14 protein-coding genes are annotated in these 14,973 nt (G+C 30.8%); 5 read left to right on the top strand and 9 right to left on the bottom strand.

Annotated features, from left to right (window positions below; genetic code table 11):
- The first annotated feature begins 16 nt into the window (after window positions 1–16).
- From porA to FDN13_RS03540, 3 genes are all read left to right on the top strand, one after another.
- Window positions 17–1,195, top strand: coding sequence for a pyruvate ferredoxin oxidoreductase (porA, locus tag FDN13_RS03550; protein ID WP_138978936.1), 1,179 nt, complete (start codon window positions 17–19; stop codon window positions 1,193–1,195).
- A gap of 11 nt (window positions 1,196–1,206) precedes the next feature.
- Window positions 1,207–2,151, top strand: a complete 945-nt coding sequence (locus tag FDN13_RS03545) for a thiamine pyrophosphate-dependent enzyme (RefSeq protein WP_138978935.1) — start codon at window positions 1,207–1,209, stop codon at window positions 2,149–2,151.
- A 72-nt stretch (window positions 2,152–2,223) separates the two neighbouring features.
- Window positions 2,224–2,616, top strand: coding sequence for a secondary thiamine-phosphate synthase enzyme YjbQ (locus FDN13_RS03540; protein WP_138978934.1), 393 nt, complete (start codon window positions 2,224–2,226; stop codon window positions 2,614–2,616).
- Between the two features lie 38 nt (window positions 2,617–2,654).
- Here the strand turns inward: FDN13_RS03540 and FDN13_RS03535 are convergent, their stop codons facing one another.
- The 5 genes from FDN13_RS03535 to FDN13_RS03515 all read right to left on the bottom strand — a co-directional run bounded on the left by FDN13_RS03535 (window position 2,655) and on the right by FDN13_RS03515 (window position 7,263).
- Window positions 2,655–3,113 (bottom strand): demethoxyubiquinone hydroxylase family protein, encoded by a 459-nt coding sequence (locus FDN13_RS03535; protein ID WP_138978933.1) that lies wholly within the window; start codon window positions 3,111–3,113, stop codon window positions 2,655–2,657.
- A 98-nt stretch (window positions 3,114–3,211) separates the two neighbouring features.
- Window positions 3,212–4,390 carry an ABC transporter permease gene (locus tag FDN13_RS03530; protein WP_138978932.1) on the bottom strand — a complete coding sequence of 393 codons (1,179 nt, stop codon included), beginning with the start codon at window positions 4,388–4,390 and terminating at the stop codon, window positions 3,212–3,214.
- Window positions 4,391–5,092, bottom strand: a complete 702-nt coding sequence (locus FDN13_RS03525; RefSeq protein WP_138978931.1) for an ABC transporter ATP-binding protein — start codon at window positions 5,090–5,092, stop codon at window positions 4,391–4,393.
- 12 nt (window positions 5,093–5,104) lie between these two features.
- A complete protein-coding gene (locus FDN13_RS03520) occupies window positions 5,105–6,493 on the bottom strand; it encodes an efflux RND transporter periplasmic adaptor subunit (RefSeq protein WP_138978930.1) in 1,389 nt (462 codons plus the stop codon).
- Window positions 6,494–6,672: 179 nt separating this feature from the next.
- Window positions 6,673–7,263 (bottom strand): hypothetical protein, encoded by a 591-nt coding sequence (locus tag FDN13_RS03515; protein WP_168190063.1) that lies wholly within the window; start codon window positions 7,261–7,263, stop codon window positions 6,673–6,675.
- Between the two features lie 266 nt (window positions 7,264–7,529).
- Between FDN13_RS03515 and FDN13_RS03510 the strand changes: the two genes are divergently transcribed.
- Window positions 7,530–8,225, top strand: coding sequence for a response regulator transcription factor (locus FDN13_RS03510; RefSeq protein WP_138978928.1), 696 nt, complete (start codon window positions 7,530–7,532; stop codon window positions 8,223–8,225).
- Between the two features lie 5 nt (window positions 8,226–8,230).
- Window positions 8,231–9,727 (top strand): sensor histidine kinase, encoded by a 1,497-nt coding sequence (locus tag FDN13_RS03505; protein ID WP_138978927.1) that lies wholly within the window; start codon window positions 8,231–8,233, stop codon window positions 9,725–9,727.
- A gap of 47 nt (window positions 9,728–9,774) precedes the next feature.
- Here FDN13_RS03505 and FDN13_RS03500 read toward each other — a convergent pair whose 3' ends face one another.
- From FDN13_RS03500 to FDN13_RS03485, 4 genes are read right to left on the bottom strand one after another with little or no spacing between them, the layout of a single operon-like run.
- A complete protein-coding gene (locus FDN13_RS03500; protein WP_138978926.1) occupies window positions 9,775–10,407 on the bottom strand; it encodes a TetR/AcrR family transcriptional regulator in 633 nt (210 codons plus the stop codon).
- Window positions 10,408–10,426: 19 nt separating this feature from the next.
- Window positions 10,427–11,668, bottom strand: coding sequence for an efflux RND transporter periplasmic adaptor subunit (locus FDN13_RS03495; RefSeq protein WP_138978925.1), 1,242 nt, complete (start codon window positions 11,666–11,668; stop codon window positions 10,427–10,429).
- Between the two features lie 32 nt (window positions 11,669–11,700).
- Window positions 11,701–14,064 carry an ABC transporter permease gene (locus FDN13_RS03490; protein ID WP_138978924.1) on the bottom strand — a complete coding sequence of 788 codons (2,364 nt, stop codon included), beginning with the start codon at window positions 14,062–14,064 and terminating at the stop codon, window positions 11,701–11,703.
- Window positions 14,064–14,810, bottom strand: coding sequence for an ABC transporter ATP-binding protein (locus FDN13_RS03485; protein WP_207670935.1), 747 nt, complete (start codon window positions 14,808–14,810; stop codon window positions 14,064–14,066). Before FDN13_RS03485 ends, FDN13_RS03490 begins: the two co-directional genes overlap by 1 nt.
- Window positions 14,811–14,973: the final 163 nt, after the last annotated feature.

Raw genomic sequence — 14,973 nt, 5'->3', positions numbered from 1 at the left:
AGGGGAGGATTAGAAAATGGCAAAGAGAGTGTCTTTAAGTGGTAATGAAGCAGTTGCATTTGGTATGAAGCAAATAAATCCAGATGTTGTTGCTGCTTTTCCTATAACACCATCAACAGAAGTACCTCAGTACTTTTCACAGTTTGTTGCTAATGGTCAGGTAGATACAGAATTCGTTCCTGTTGAATCAGAGCACAGTGCTATGTCAGCATGTATAGGTGCAGCAGCAGCAGGTGGAAGAGTTATGACAGCAACAGCATCAGCTGGTCTTGCACTTATGTGGGAAATGCTTTATGTTGGTGCTTCAATGAGAACTCCAATGGTGCTTGCTGTTACTAACAGAGCATTATCAGGACCAATAAACATACATAACGATCATTCGGATACAATGGGTGCAAGAGATTCAGGCTGGATACAGCTTTATAGCGAATCAGCACAGGAAGCTTATGATAACTTAATTCAGGCTGTAAGAATTGGAGAACATAAAGATGTTCAGCTTCCAGTTATGGTTTGCTATGATGGATTTATAACAAGCCATGCAGTAGAAAACCTTGAAATGCTTGATGATGCAGATGTTAAGAAATTTGTTGGAGAAAAGAGAGTTGCTCCTTTTGCATTACTTGGAGGAGATCCAATATCAATGGGACCACTCGATCTTCCAAACCATTACTTTGAACATAAAAGACTTCAAGCAGAAGCTATGAAAAATGCTAAAAATGTTATTCTTGAAGTAGCTGCAGAATATGAAAAGTTAACTGGAAGAAAATACAGCTTCTTTGAAGAATATAAGATGGAAGATGCAGAAGCTGCTATAGTTGTAATAAACTCAACAGCAGGTACTGCAAAATATGTTATAGATAATTTAAGAGCACAGGGCAAGAAGGTTGGATTGATTAAAATAAGAGTATTTAGACCTTTCCCAGCAGAAGAAATAGCAAAGGCTTTAAAGAACGTTAAGGCTGTTGCTATAATGGACAAGGCTGATAGCTTCTCAGCAGCCGGAGGTCCATTATTCAATGAGGTAAGAAGTGCTATGTATGGAATAGCAGATGGAAAGATAGTTACAAATTATATTTATGGTCTTGGTGGAAGAGACGTTACAAGTGTTAATATAGAAAAGGTTTACTCAGATTTATTTAGCGCAATTGAAACAGGTAAATACGAAGTTTACAACTACTTAGGCGTAAGAGAATAGGAGGTGTAGTTATGCCAAATTTGAAGGAACTTTCAGCTAAGAAAGTAAGACTTACAGGTGGACATAGAATGTGTGCCGGTTGTGGTGCACCAATGGTTGTTAACTGGGTTTTAAAAGCTTTAAAGGATGATGAAAGAGCAGTTATTGCAAATGCAACAGGTTGTCTTGAAGTTTCAACATGTCTATATCCATATACAGCTTGGAAGGATTCATGGATACATACAGCTTTTGAAAATGCTGCTGCAACAGGTAGTGGAGCAGAAGCTGCATACAGGGCTTTAAAGAGAAAAGGAGTAATTGACGGAAAGTATAAATTTATAGCTTTTGGTGGAGATGGTGGAACTTACGATATAGGTATTCAATCTCTTTCTGGTGCTATGGAAAGAGGACATGATCTTTTATATGTATGCTATGATAATGGAGCATATATGAACACTGGTATTCAAAGATCATCAGCAACTCCAATGGGTGCAGATACTACAACTTCACCTGCAGGTAAGGTAAAACCAGGTAAACAGCAGTACAGAAAAGATTTAACTGAAGTTATGGTTTCACATCATATTCCTTATGTTGCTCAAACTGTACCAGCAATTCCAGGAACTCAGTATATGTTTGATCTTTATAACAAAGCAGAAAAGGCATTTAGCATTGAAGGTCCAAAGTTTATGAATGTATTAACTCCATGTCCAAGAGGTTGGAGATGTGACACAGCAACTGAGCTTGAAGTTATAAAAGCTGCTGTTGATACTTGCTTCTGGCCACTTTATGAAGTTGAAAATGGAGTTTACAAGATAAACTACATTCCAAAGGAAAAGAAGCCAATTACTGAATGGTTAAAACCGCAGGGAAGATTCAGACACTTATTTAAGCCAGAAAATGAACATATTATAAAGATGATACAAGAAGAAGTTGACAGAAGATGGGAAAGACTTCTTCACCTTGCAAATGTAAAATAAATAATCTCGGGCTTTGCCCGAGATTATTTTAATTATGAATTATGTTAAAATAGATGTTTCGAAGGTGATCTTATGGAATACGAAGTAAAAACAACAAAACATCAGCAATTAATTGACATAACTCATATTGTAAAGGATGCAGTACAAAAATCTAATGTAAAAAATGGAATAGTATATATTTTTGTACCCCATACTACTGCTGGTGTGACTATAAATGAAAATTGTGATAAGGATGTTGTAAGGGACATTCTGTATGGACTTGATAAAGTGTTCCCGGTTGAAAATGGATACCTACATGTTGAAGGTAATTCTCATGCCCATATTAAAGCGTCCCTTATGGGATCATCATGCAGTATTATTATTGAAAATGGAAATTTAAAACTTGGTACATGGCAGGGAATATACTTTTGCGAATTTGATGGACCAAGAAATAGAAAGGTATTTGTTAAGATTATTGAAGGGTGAAAGTTATATAAAAAAGGCGGACAATATGCCGCCTCTTTTTATTGTGGTTGGTACATTCCTTTGCTTTCCATGTACTTAAATATGCTCTCTCCGTGTTCTTGTTCTTCCTTTTGTATATGGTTTAGTATCTGCCTTATATTATGATCCCTAAATTCAAAAATTGAAGTATTATAAGAGCTTGAAACGTATTTTTCTGTACCAAGCATATCTTGGCATAGATCTGCATCAGCTTGATTAGACATACCTGTTTGCATTGCAGGCATTTGAAGAGCTTGATTCTGCTGACCTTGTTGATTTAAGTTTGGAACCTGACCATTTAGAATTTGGTTAAGTGTGTTAAGGTGCTGTTGCTCTTGCTGGGCATGCTGAGTAAAAAGTTGTTTAAGCTGGGGATCATGAGCCTGATTTGCATAATTGTTGTACTTTTTAATGCATAATTCTTCATGGGATTTTTGATCTTGCAGTAACATTCTTTCTTTTTGTGTTAGATTAATCATTATTTCCACCTCCTTTTTTAATATTTGTTAAAACTATAGAAAATATTCAGATCCTTAACTAAATAAAAAAGAGGCTTAAACGCCTCAATATAAAAGTTTTATTCATATCTTAAAGCATCAATAGGATTAAGTTTTGAAGCTTTTAATGCAGGATAAACCCCAAATACTATACCAACTAATACAGAAAAGCCAAAGGCTATTAAAACCACTTTAGTAGATATTATGATAGAAGTATTAAAGAAACTTTTTGCAAATTTTTCAGCCCCGTACCCTCCAAGTACTCCTAAAATACCTCCAAAGCCACTTATAATGGCGGATTCAATCAAAAATTGAAGTAATATTGTATTTCTCCTTGCACCTATTGCTTTTCTAATACCTATTTCTCTTGTCCTTTCAATTACAGAAACAAGCATTATATTCATTATTCCTATACCACCGACTATAAGTGATATTGATGCTATTCCTGCAAGCATTGCAGTCATACTTTTATTAGTTTCATTAACAGTTTCAAGAAGACTTGTTTGGTCCATTATCCTGAAAGCATTAGTTTGATTTTTAAACCTGCTGTTTAGAAATAGCTGTAAGTAACCCTTTGCAATATTAACAGAATCTTTATCTGTAGCTGCTACATAGAAAGTTTTTACTTTTGAAATTTTAAATAATCTTTGGGCAGTGCTTAAGGGGATTATTATTTTATCATCTTCTGAGTTTGAGCCGCTTCCACCTTTGCTTTTTAAAACACCTACTATTGTAAATGTATTCCCGTTTATACTTATCTTCTGACCTACAACATCTGTACTCTTAAATATTTCATCAGCAACATCGGTACCAATTATTGCAACTCTGTTTCTATTATCAACATCATCCTGAGTTATAAATCGACCTTGGCTAACGCTTAATTTTCTTATAGTTGCTGAATTAGGAACACAACCCTCAATAGTAGTTGTAGTACTACTTGAACTTGAATCAGATTTTACAGTGACATTTCCTTGGGAAACTGATGGTGCAATATCTTTAATGCCGGGTTTTGTTTTTAGCTGTTCAAGATCATTTGTTGTTATACCTCCAGTTCGCCCCGTGAAAATATTTACAGTTAAAAGATTAGTTCCTAAACTTTCAATTTGAGAAGTTACTTGCTGTGTTGTACCTTCACCCATTCCAACTAAAACTATAACAGAGCTAATGCCTATTATTATACCAAGCATTGTTAAAAAGGATCTTATTTTATTTGAAAGAACAGATTTAAAGGACATTTTAATTAATTTACTAAACTTCAATTATATCACCTTACTTAAACAATAATTTAGTTCATCAGATATAATAGTACCATCTTTTATTGTTATTATTCTCTTGGCTTGAGATGCAATATCTTTATCATGGGTAATAAGAATTATTGTATGACCTTCCTCATTTAGCTCTTTAAAAATTTGTATAACTTCTTTACCAGTTTTACTATCAAGTGCTCCTGTTGGCTCATCGGCAAGAAGTATTTCAGGTTCTGTCACAAGTGCTCTTGCAATTGCTACTCTTTGCATTTGCCCTCCAGAAAGCTGTGAAGGTTTATGTTTTATATGTGTAATAAGGCCCATCTTCTCCAGTGCTTTTAATGCCCTGTTTCTCATCTCTTTATTACTTAACCCTTGATAAATTAAAGGAAGTTCAACATTTTCAAGAATATTAAGCTTTGGGAGAAGATTATAAGTTTGAAAAATGAACCCTATTTTTCTATTACGAATATCAGATAGCTTATTATCACTACAACTTGTATCTTCTCCATCAAGATAGTATTTTCCAGAAGTTGGTGTATCAAGACAACCTATTATATTCATAAGTGTAGATTTTCCAGCTCCAGAGGGTCCAACTATTGATACGAAATCACCTTTTTTTATTTTTAAGTTGATATTATATAATGCTCTGTATTCGTTTGAGCCTGAATTATAGATTTTTTCAACATTTTCCATGTAAACTACATAATCCATAATTGCCCTCCTTTAATTTTTACTTCTATTTGACATACCTCCACTTGGCATACCACCACCGGGCATACCACCCATACCCATATCGCCTGGGAATCCTTGCATTCTGTTGTTATTTGAATTTGAATTTGTATTTAGTTGAACTAATACAATCTGACCTTCAGAAAGCCCACTTGTTATCTCTATCATTGATGTTGTTTTTATTCCTGTTTGTACTTCTACAAGCTTTCTTGAAACAGTTTTGTTATCAGTATTTTGAGTTTCATTATTAGCAATCATTACATATTTCTTTCCATTTTTTTCTATAATAGCTTCTTGAGGTACTGCAAGAACATTTTCTTTGCTTTCAATTGATATAGTAACATCAGCATTCATTCCTATTTTCAAATTTTCAGGATTATCAATGGAGACTACAACATCATAAGTGGTAATGTTATTAGAAGTTACTCCGTTATGAGATATGGATTCAACTTTACCTTCAAATGTTTTTCCATCGACGTCATCAACTTTAATAGAAGCTTTCTGTCCAACTTTTACTTTATTGATATCAAGCTCATCAACAGGAATGGTTACCTGCATCTTTGATGTGTCAGTAATTGTTGCCATAAGTTTACTATCATCAACAATTTCACCATTTTTGATTTCAAGAGCTGTAACAACTCCGCTAACTGGAGCAACTATAGTTGTTTTTGAAAGATCAGCTTCTTTTTCTTTAAGGTTATTTTCTGCTTGCTGTATTTCCAGTTTCTTTTGAGCAATATTGTTTTTAAGTGATGTATCATCAAATTTAAATAGTATGTCGCCTTTTTTTACGGTTTTTCCTGGAGAAACATATACTTCAGCAATTTTTCCACTTGAAGAGAATGGAATTGTAATTTCTAATGAATCATCTGATCCTGCAGTCATTACTGCCATTCCTCCATAAGTTGATTGTATTGTGGAAGTATTATCACCAGGTTCTACAAATACTTTTGTAATTTTTCCGTCAATTGGAGCCTTTACATAAAGAGATTCTAACTGATTTTCTAATGCTTGCAATTCAAGTTTGCTTTTTTCAAGGGATAGTTTGGCATTTTTAACTTCTTGTTCGGTTGTGCTTGCATCGATTTTGCAAAATACATCGCCTTTTTTTACTATATCTCCCTCTTTAACAGTTAAGCCTTGAACTACGCCAGTAATAGATGAAAATACATTTACTGCATCAGCACCACTGATTGTTCCGGTCGCCTCTACAGTAACTTCTAGATTAGTTTTTACTACTTTTTCCCTTGAATATACAGTCGATGATACGGAAGTACTTTTTGAATTGAATTTTTTATACAGAACTAATCCTCCTGTGCCTATAGCAATTATTAGTATTGGTATTACTATTAATTTTAGGTATTTTAGATATTTTTTTGCCATTTTTTAAACCTCCAGAATATTAGTGTTTATATTAATTTTAATTGCTAATTATAATTCTAAACAATTTTATAAAATAAAGTCTTGGCAAAATTGTGGCAATATAAATGTTCTTTTAGACATAACTAAAGGGACTTAAACTATCAAGTCCCTTTAGTTATGTCTCCTGCTATTAAAAATAATTAATTATTATTTCCTCTTACAGAGTCCAATATTTTTTGAATTGCATCAGCTTGTTCTTGAGATATAGTTCCTTTCTCTACCAAACTATCTAAAGGACTATTTTTTTGTTCAGAAGGTTTTTCACCATTACCTTTAGGTTTAAAATTATTTAATACTTCAGTTGCTTGTGCTTTTGTTATAGTTCCTTTTGATACAAGATCATTTATAGCATCATCCACTGATTTGTTAGAATCCCTAGCAGATTTCATTGCATTTTGAATCTTATCAGCTTGTTCTTGGGTTATTGTTCCTTTATTAACTAAGCTGTCTAATGGACTTTGCTTTTTTTCAGGAGTTTGCTCTCCACTATTTTGAGGTTTATCTTGAGGCTGTAGAGCTTTTAATACTTCAGTTGCCTGTTCTTTTGTTATAGTTCCAGAGGTTACTAAACTATTAATTTTTTCTTCAATTTCATTTTGAATATTATTTTGTGACGTCTGTGAAGAAGATATTTCTTGTGTTGTTTCTGTTTTGTTATTAGTAACTGTGCTTGTAGCATTCTGTGATGTTTTAGAACATGAAACCATTAAAAAGCATGTTAATATGAACATAAACATGATAGTACTGATTTTTAGTTTCATATTGATATCCTCCTTAGAAAATTTTTTAAGTTGATATGTACACATCCTGATATGCGTATATAAATGATTTATACCCTCCCTTCTATATTTCGTTGGATTTATTTGCCACATACTAATTCTATACTAGTATAATATAATGATTCTTGGCTAAACTGTGGCAAGATTAAAGCAAGCATATTTTTTAAATGAATAATGGCGTGTTTAATGTTAAAATAAAATTGGAGGTGCAATAGGGAATGAAAAAGAAGCTAATATATATAGCAGATGATGAAGTTAATATTTGTAATATTATTAAATCTTTCCTTATAAAAGAGGGCTTTGAAGTAGAAACATTTAATGATGGGCGTTCTATTTTTGAGGCTTTTAATATAAAAGAGCCGGATATGGTTGTAATTGATATAATGATGCCGGAAATTGATGGATATTCCCTTTGTTCACTAATACGCCAGAAAAGTTCAGTACCTATAATAATTGTATCTGCAAAGGATACGGAACCAGATAAAATAGCAGGTCTCACATTAGGAAGCGATGATTATCTTACAAAGCCCTTTAGTCCAATGGAACTTGTAGCAAGGATTAAAAGTATTTTTCGAAGGATAGAAATGGACAAATCTACTTCCGAAAAGAGCAATGTAATTAAAATATGTGATATAACAATAAATGCTGATACAAGGCAAGCAGAATTTAATGGAAAAGATATTGGATTAACTGGTATGGAATTTTCCCTGCTTTATTATCTTGCAATAAATAAGAATAAAGCAATAAGCAGAAGTGAACTTCTTGATAAGGTTTGGGGGTTTGAAAGTGAAGTAGAAACAAGAGCTACAGATGATATGGTAAAAAGAATACGAAAAAAGCTTTCTGATTCAGGTTCAACACTTAAAATAGAAACAGTATGGGGATTTGGCTTTAAAATTCAAGATAAGGAATGATTTTTATGAAAAAAAACACAATTAAATGGAGGATTTTTAAATATAATTTAATTATAATATTTATGCTTCTTGCATTAGTTGCAATAATATTTAATGTTGCAATTCGTATGTATATGGAAAAAGATACTCTTTCACAATTAAATAAGATTGCACTACGTGTTGAAGAAACTACCTTGAAAAAAGGTCCAAGGTTTTTGCAAAAATCAGGTGATGCTGCTGAACATGATCCACCACCGCCCCCTAATATTACTGAAACAGAAAGCAATAATAGCGAAAATAGTAATAATGAACTTATTAGATTTTATTTTATGTTAGACCGTACATTAAAAGAGTCCCTTTCTGTTATAAATGCAGATTATATTTTATTTGACAGTGATAAAAAAAGGATAATTCCATCTCAAGAGGAGTTCTTTAAAATTTCGGATGATTTACTGTCAAAAATAGAAAATGAAGTTGAAAAATCAAAAAATTCAACAAATGAAACTTATTTAAACTTTACTTTATCTGGTGTGAAATATATAGCAATTATAAAACCAGTATCCCTTAAAAATTCATTTGGATTAGGTTGGATTGTAATTTACTCTAACCTTCAAAAAATAAGCCATCTTTTGATGGTAATAAATATTTTATTATTTATAATTATTATTTTCTCAGCTATTATCATTGTTGTTTTTTCTTCAAATATATCTAAAAAAATATCTGCACCTTTTTCATCATTGAATCAGCATATAAGGGACATTGCAGAAAGGAATTTTGGAAATAAAATTAATATTGTTGTAGATGATGAGTTGCAGGATTTTGTAAATAATATTAATATTATGTCTGAAAAGCTTGAAACTTATGATAAAGCACAAAAAACTTTCCTTCAAAATGTATCTCATGAGTTTAGAACACCTATAATGTCTATTCAAAGCTATGCAGAGGGTATAAAGTATGATGTAGTAGATAAAAATGCTGCAGCGGATATTATAATAGATGAATCTAAACGTCTAACTCATCTTGTTGAGGACTTGCTTTATCTATCGAGACTTGATGCAATTGAAGAAAACTACCGTTATGATAATTTAGATTTTAATGAGCTTATAAATTCATGTGTTGAACGTATGAATGGGATAGCAATAAAAAACAATATAAAGATTAATACAATAGCATGTTGTAATGAAATTATAATTTATGCAGATGAAGAAAAGCTTGCCCGTGCAATAACAAACATAATTAGCAATTGTATACGCTATGCAAAAAGTCTTGTTGAAATAAGATGGAGTATAGTTGATAAGAATAAAGTAAAGTTAATTATAACAGATGATGGACCTGGATTTGAGCCTAACGAGATATCTAATATATTTGAGAGGTTTTATAAAGGGAAAAAAGGCAACTTTGGATTAGGATTATCCATAAGCAAAAATGTAATTGAAAGGCTTAATGGAAGTATTATGGCAGAAAATACAAATTCAGGAGCTCGTTTTATTATTGAATTACCATTAGACGGTGGTGTTAAGTAAAAAACATCAGCCTATTAATGAAGCTCTAATAGGCTGATGCTTTTGCTTTATACATAAATTCCGTATTTTATAATTTCTATATATATTTTAAATTCATTCATTAGTTTTTCCATATCATTTAAAAGTTCATCTATAGATCTGTTTTTATAGATATTAATGTATTTGTTTGAAAGCCCATCAATGCATAACATGATAAATTCAATTGCTTTTTTGGTTTCAATATCTTTTCTGAATTTTGAAGTATCGATATCTTTTAAAATTGAGGATATATTTTTGGTATATAAAGCATTATATTTTTGAGATAGTTCTTTCTCCAATACCTTTGGCATATTTATTATTGCATTTGAAAGCATTTTTGTCATTAATGGTTCCTCACAAATCATTTTCATCTTTTGCAGGCTAAGCCATATAAGTCTTTCAAATAAATCTGATGTTTTATAATTCATTTCGTTAAAATACTTATTTAATAAATATTCTATGCAATAATCGAATGTATAAAGGAAAAGATTTTTTTTATTTCCAAAATAATAGAATAAAAGTCCCTTTGAGATATTTGCTTTTTCTACGATTGAATTTGTAGATGCATTGTCATAACCTTTATTAGCAAATTCTTCAATACATGCATTTATAATTCTTTTTCTTTTTTCATCTTCCAAACTATTAAATGAGCTATTCTGCAAAAATATTCTCTCCTTATCATTAGTTTTTACTTTGTTTTGTTTTTATCTTTGCTCCTTCTTTTATATTATTGTTGGGCTTTATTATTATATCTCCTTCTTTTAATCCTTTAGTTATTTCAATTAATTTATCTCCTTCAAGTCCTTTTTCAACCTGTCTTATAACTGCTTTGCCATTTTGCAATACAAAAACACAGCTATTACCATTATAATTAAATACTAAGCTGTCTGGTACTGCAATTACGTTTTTTTTGTATGAAGTTATAATCTTTATATCAACATTGTATCCTGGTTTTAAAATACCGCTATTGTTTAAAATTTCTATTGTTACTGGAACCCTACTTTGATTTACTCCAAGAGCTGAAGTTATAATTTTTGCCTGAGGAGCAATTTTGATTATTTTGCCTTTTAATACTGTATTTGCTATTGAATCTCCAGATATTTCAACTTCATTTCCTACATTTACTTTATAACTATCATCAGAAAGTATATTTGCTTCAAGTTCAATATTCTTTACATCACCAACTATAAATGCAGCTGTTCCTTTTGAAACAATTGAATTATCGTCAACAAGTTTTTCTAATATTATACCATCAATTGGGGAGCGTACTTCTTGTTTTTCAAGGCTTTTTAAAATACTGCTTCTATAAATTAAAGCTTGCTCAAGCTGTGAAATGTAACTGCTTTTTAAATACGATGGAGCACCATTTTTTATTTCATTTAATTGTGCTTTTGCAGACTTTAACAGTGCGGATGCAGTTTTATACGTATCTTCTGATTTGTTTAAATCGTCTTTGCTAATTGCTCCAGCTTCATACAATGACTTTGAAGTTTCAAAATTTCTATATGCAGCATCCATAGAAACTTCACATTGTTCAACAGTAGCTTCAGCTTCTAAAATTTTATTTGCATAGTTTTTAGTATCTGTGCTTTCAAGTTGAGCTCTTGCATTTTTAACTTTTGCTTCGGCATCTTTAAGTTGAAATTCTAAATCGGTCTTATCAAGGGATAATAATATATCACCTTTTTTTACCTTATCTCCAATATTGAAATTAACTGATATTATTTTACCCATCCCTTCAGTATAGACTGTCTGGGCTCCTTTGCATTTTGCTATTGCTGTATCCTCAACATATTGATAAACATCAGTTTTTGAAATTATAATTGTTTCTGCAGTTATACTTTTTTGTGTATATATTATTATAATTAGTACAATTAAAAAAACACATATACCAGATATTGATATAATCTTTCTTGTTTTCATTAATTCCATCCCCTTTTAAAAACATCCTTTAATTATTCACCACTTTTTAATGTTTCAACAATATTAATTGATTTGATTTTTTTAATTAAAATCCAATTAGCAATAAATGTAAAAAAGAAAGTAAATACAATGGCAAAAATGTAGGATTTAAATTTTATTACAAACTGAAAGTAATAATTATCTGTACTGTTTGCAATCATAATCAATTTACCAAGCCATGTTCCAAAGGGTAGAGCAATAATAATACCAAAAATAGTTATAATATAGTTTTCATTGAATATGAGTTTTTTAATCTCATTGTCCTTAAAGCCCATTACCTTTAAAGTGGCAAGCTCTTTTTGTCTTTCAAATATGTTTATTGTTGCAATATTGTATAAAACAGCAATGGATAAAATTGCAGCAAGGACTATTAAAACTCCTATAGTAGATGTCATTGCAGACATGCTTCCCATCAGTGCATTATATGAATCATCCTTTGATTGAACAGAACTTATTGATGGAAGATCTCTAAGATTATTTTTAACTTCTTCCGCAAATGCTTTATCATCAATTTTTAGTACTGCAGCATTAGCAATTTTTCCTTCATTAAATATGTTATTTACATAGTCAACGCTTGCGTATGCACTAAGTCCTATATATTGGGCAATTGTTCCTTTAACAACAACTTCTTTCTTTTCCTTTCCAGGGAAAAAAGGTTTTATATATACTGTATCATTTTGCTTTACACCAAGGATTTCAGCAAGCCTTGTTGGAATCATAATCCCTTTACTTGGCAGCTCAATAGATCTTCCTTTGTCATCTGTAACTTTATAATATTGTGGATTTTTAATAAGTGCTGTAAATCCAATCTTTTTCTTTATCCATCCATTTGATATTTCAACACCAGTTTCAAGCAAAGGTTCCATTTTTTCAATATGTTTTATGTTTATAATGCTATTTAATTCTTCAATACTCATCAATTTATTAAAATTGACTTTAATATCATAATTTTGTATATTTTTATATTGCTGTTCAATAAGAAAATCTACCGAATCATTCATACCAAAAGCAATTATAAGCAAAACTGTTGAAAAAATTATTCCTATTGATGTTATCATAGCTCTTTTTTTATATCTTAAAACGTTTCTAAAAACAAGCCGTGATATATGAGATATATTGTTCCAGATAGAATTATATCTTTCTAGAAAAATTTTTTTTCCACTCTTTGGGATTGTTGGTCTTATTGTTTCACCAGGCATAATTTTAAATATAGTTTTGCAAGAATTATAACTTGATAGAATGCAGAAAAAGAGTGTAAGTAGTGATGCTGGAAGAGCGAGATCTGGATATATTTTCATTGCCCCAAGTGGAAGTGAAAAATAAATGTTTAAAATTTTTGTAAAAACACCACCAAGATACATACCAAAAATTGATCCAACGAAGCTTCCTAAAAGTGCTATTAATATTGAATAAGAAAGGTAGTGGGAAAAAATTTTAAAATCAGAAAACCCCATTGCTTTCAAAACACCTATCTGCACTCTTTGATTTTCTATCATTCTTCCCATCATAATATATATAATTACTGATGCAACAATAAAGAAAATTACTGGATAAGCGCTTCCTGCTTTTTTTAGTTTTTCAATCTCAATATTTATCATTCTATTACTCAGTTGGTCATCCCTTTCAATAACATCTGCAATTCCATAAGATTTTAAAACTTTTTCAATTTCCTCTTTGGCAGCTTTAATATCTTTATTATCATTTAGTAAAACTGTTATATTATTTATTGAATTGTTATATCCAAAAATTGCTTGACCCAATGAATTTTTAATATATACAATCCCAAATTTCTTATTGTCGGATATTAGCTCTCCAGAATCCTTTAAAGGATAAATAAATTCAGGACCTAAAGCTGACCCAATAATTTTTATTTTGACTTCATTACCATTTATTATAGGACAAATATAATTCCCTATTTTTAATCCATTTGCTTTTAAAAATCTCTCATCGACGATACATTGATTTATTTCTCCTTCAGAAAAATAATTTTTTGAAAGTATTTGAATATCATTTACTATATCATTTTTTTTATCTGGAAGAGTAATAAGCCTAACTGTTGCATTTTCCCCATTTATTTTTAAACTTACATCCTTTACTATTCTTCCCGTAGCCATTTTAACCATTGGAAGTTTTTCTATTTCCTTTGTAATTCTATATGGTGCCTTATAGATATCAAACCATAAATGTCCAAATCTATACCCTTCATAATATTTGTCCTTTGCTTCTATTAGGTTTCTGAAAGTACTATTTATTCCCGTATAAAAGGTTACGCCGATTACCACTATTATAAATAATGAAATGAATTGCCCCATTGATGTTTTTATATCTCTTAATAATTTTCTAAAAAAAATATTCATTACCATTCAATCCTTTCAGGAGGTTCAGGATTTTCATTTATTATTATTGATTCAACCATTCCACTTCTTAATTTCAAAACTCTATCTGCCATAGTTGCAATAGCAGCATTGTGAGTTATAACTACAATTGTTTTTCCAGTTTTTTTATTAATATCCCAAAGAAGTTTTAAAATTATCTTACCTGTATTAAAATCCAATGCTCCAGTTGGCTCATCACATAATATTAATGATGGATTTTTTACAAGAGCTCTTGCAATTGCAACTCTTTGTTGCTCTCCCCCGGATAATTGAGAGGGAAAACTGTTTATTCTGTCATAAAGTCCAACTCTTTTCATAATTTCATTTGAGTCCAGTGGATTATTGCTTAGTTGTGTCATAAGTTCAACATTTTCAATGGCAGTTAAATTTGGAATAAGGTTATAGAACTGAAAAACAAATCCGATATGTTTTCTTCTATATAATGTAAGTTCCTTGTCAGAATATAGAGTTATATTTATTCCATCTACCCAAACTTCTCCAGATGTTACCCTGTCCATTCCACCTATGATATTTAATATAGTACTTTTACCAGAGCCACTGGGACCTAAAATTACTGCAAACTCACCTTTACATATTTCAAAACTCATTCCGTCACAGGCCTTAACTTTCACTTCTCCCATTGTATATTCTTTTACAACATCCTTTACAATTATAATACTTTCCTTCAAATTATCACAACCCACATTATTTTTTGACCACCAAGTCATTACAATTATATTATCTATCTTCTTGACCATATAGTCAATATAATGTTAAAATATTTTTCAAACAATTGTATACATCATATTTGAATTAATTATTTTTTTAGGGGAAAATTAATACTGGTAATTAGACATAAAATAATATTGATATTTTTAAAATTTTATTATA

The organism is Caloramator sp. E03, assembly GCF_006016075.1.
Taxonomy (GTDB): Bacteria; Bacillota; Clostridia; order Clostridiales; family Caloramatoraceae; genus Caloramator_B.
The sequence above is the reverse complement of the archived record's forward strand: the minus strand, read 5'-3'. Positions and strand labels throughout refer to the sequence as shown.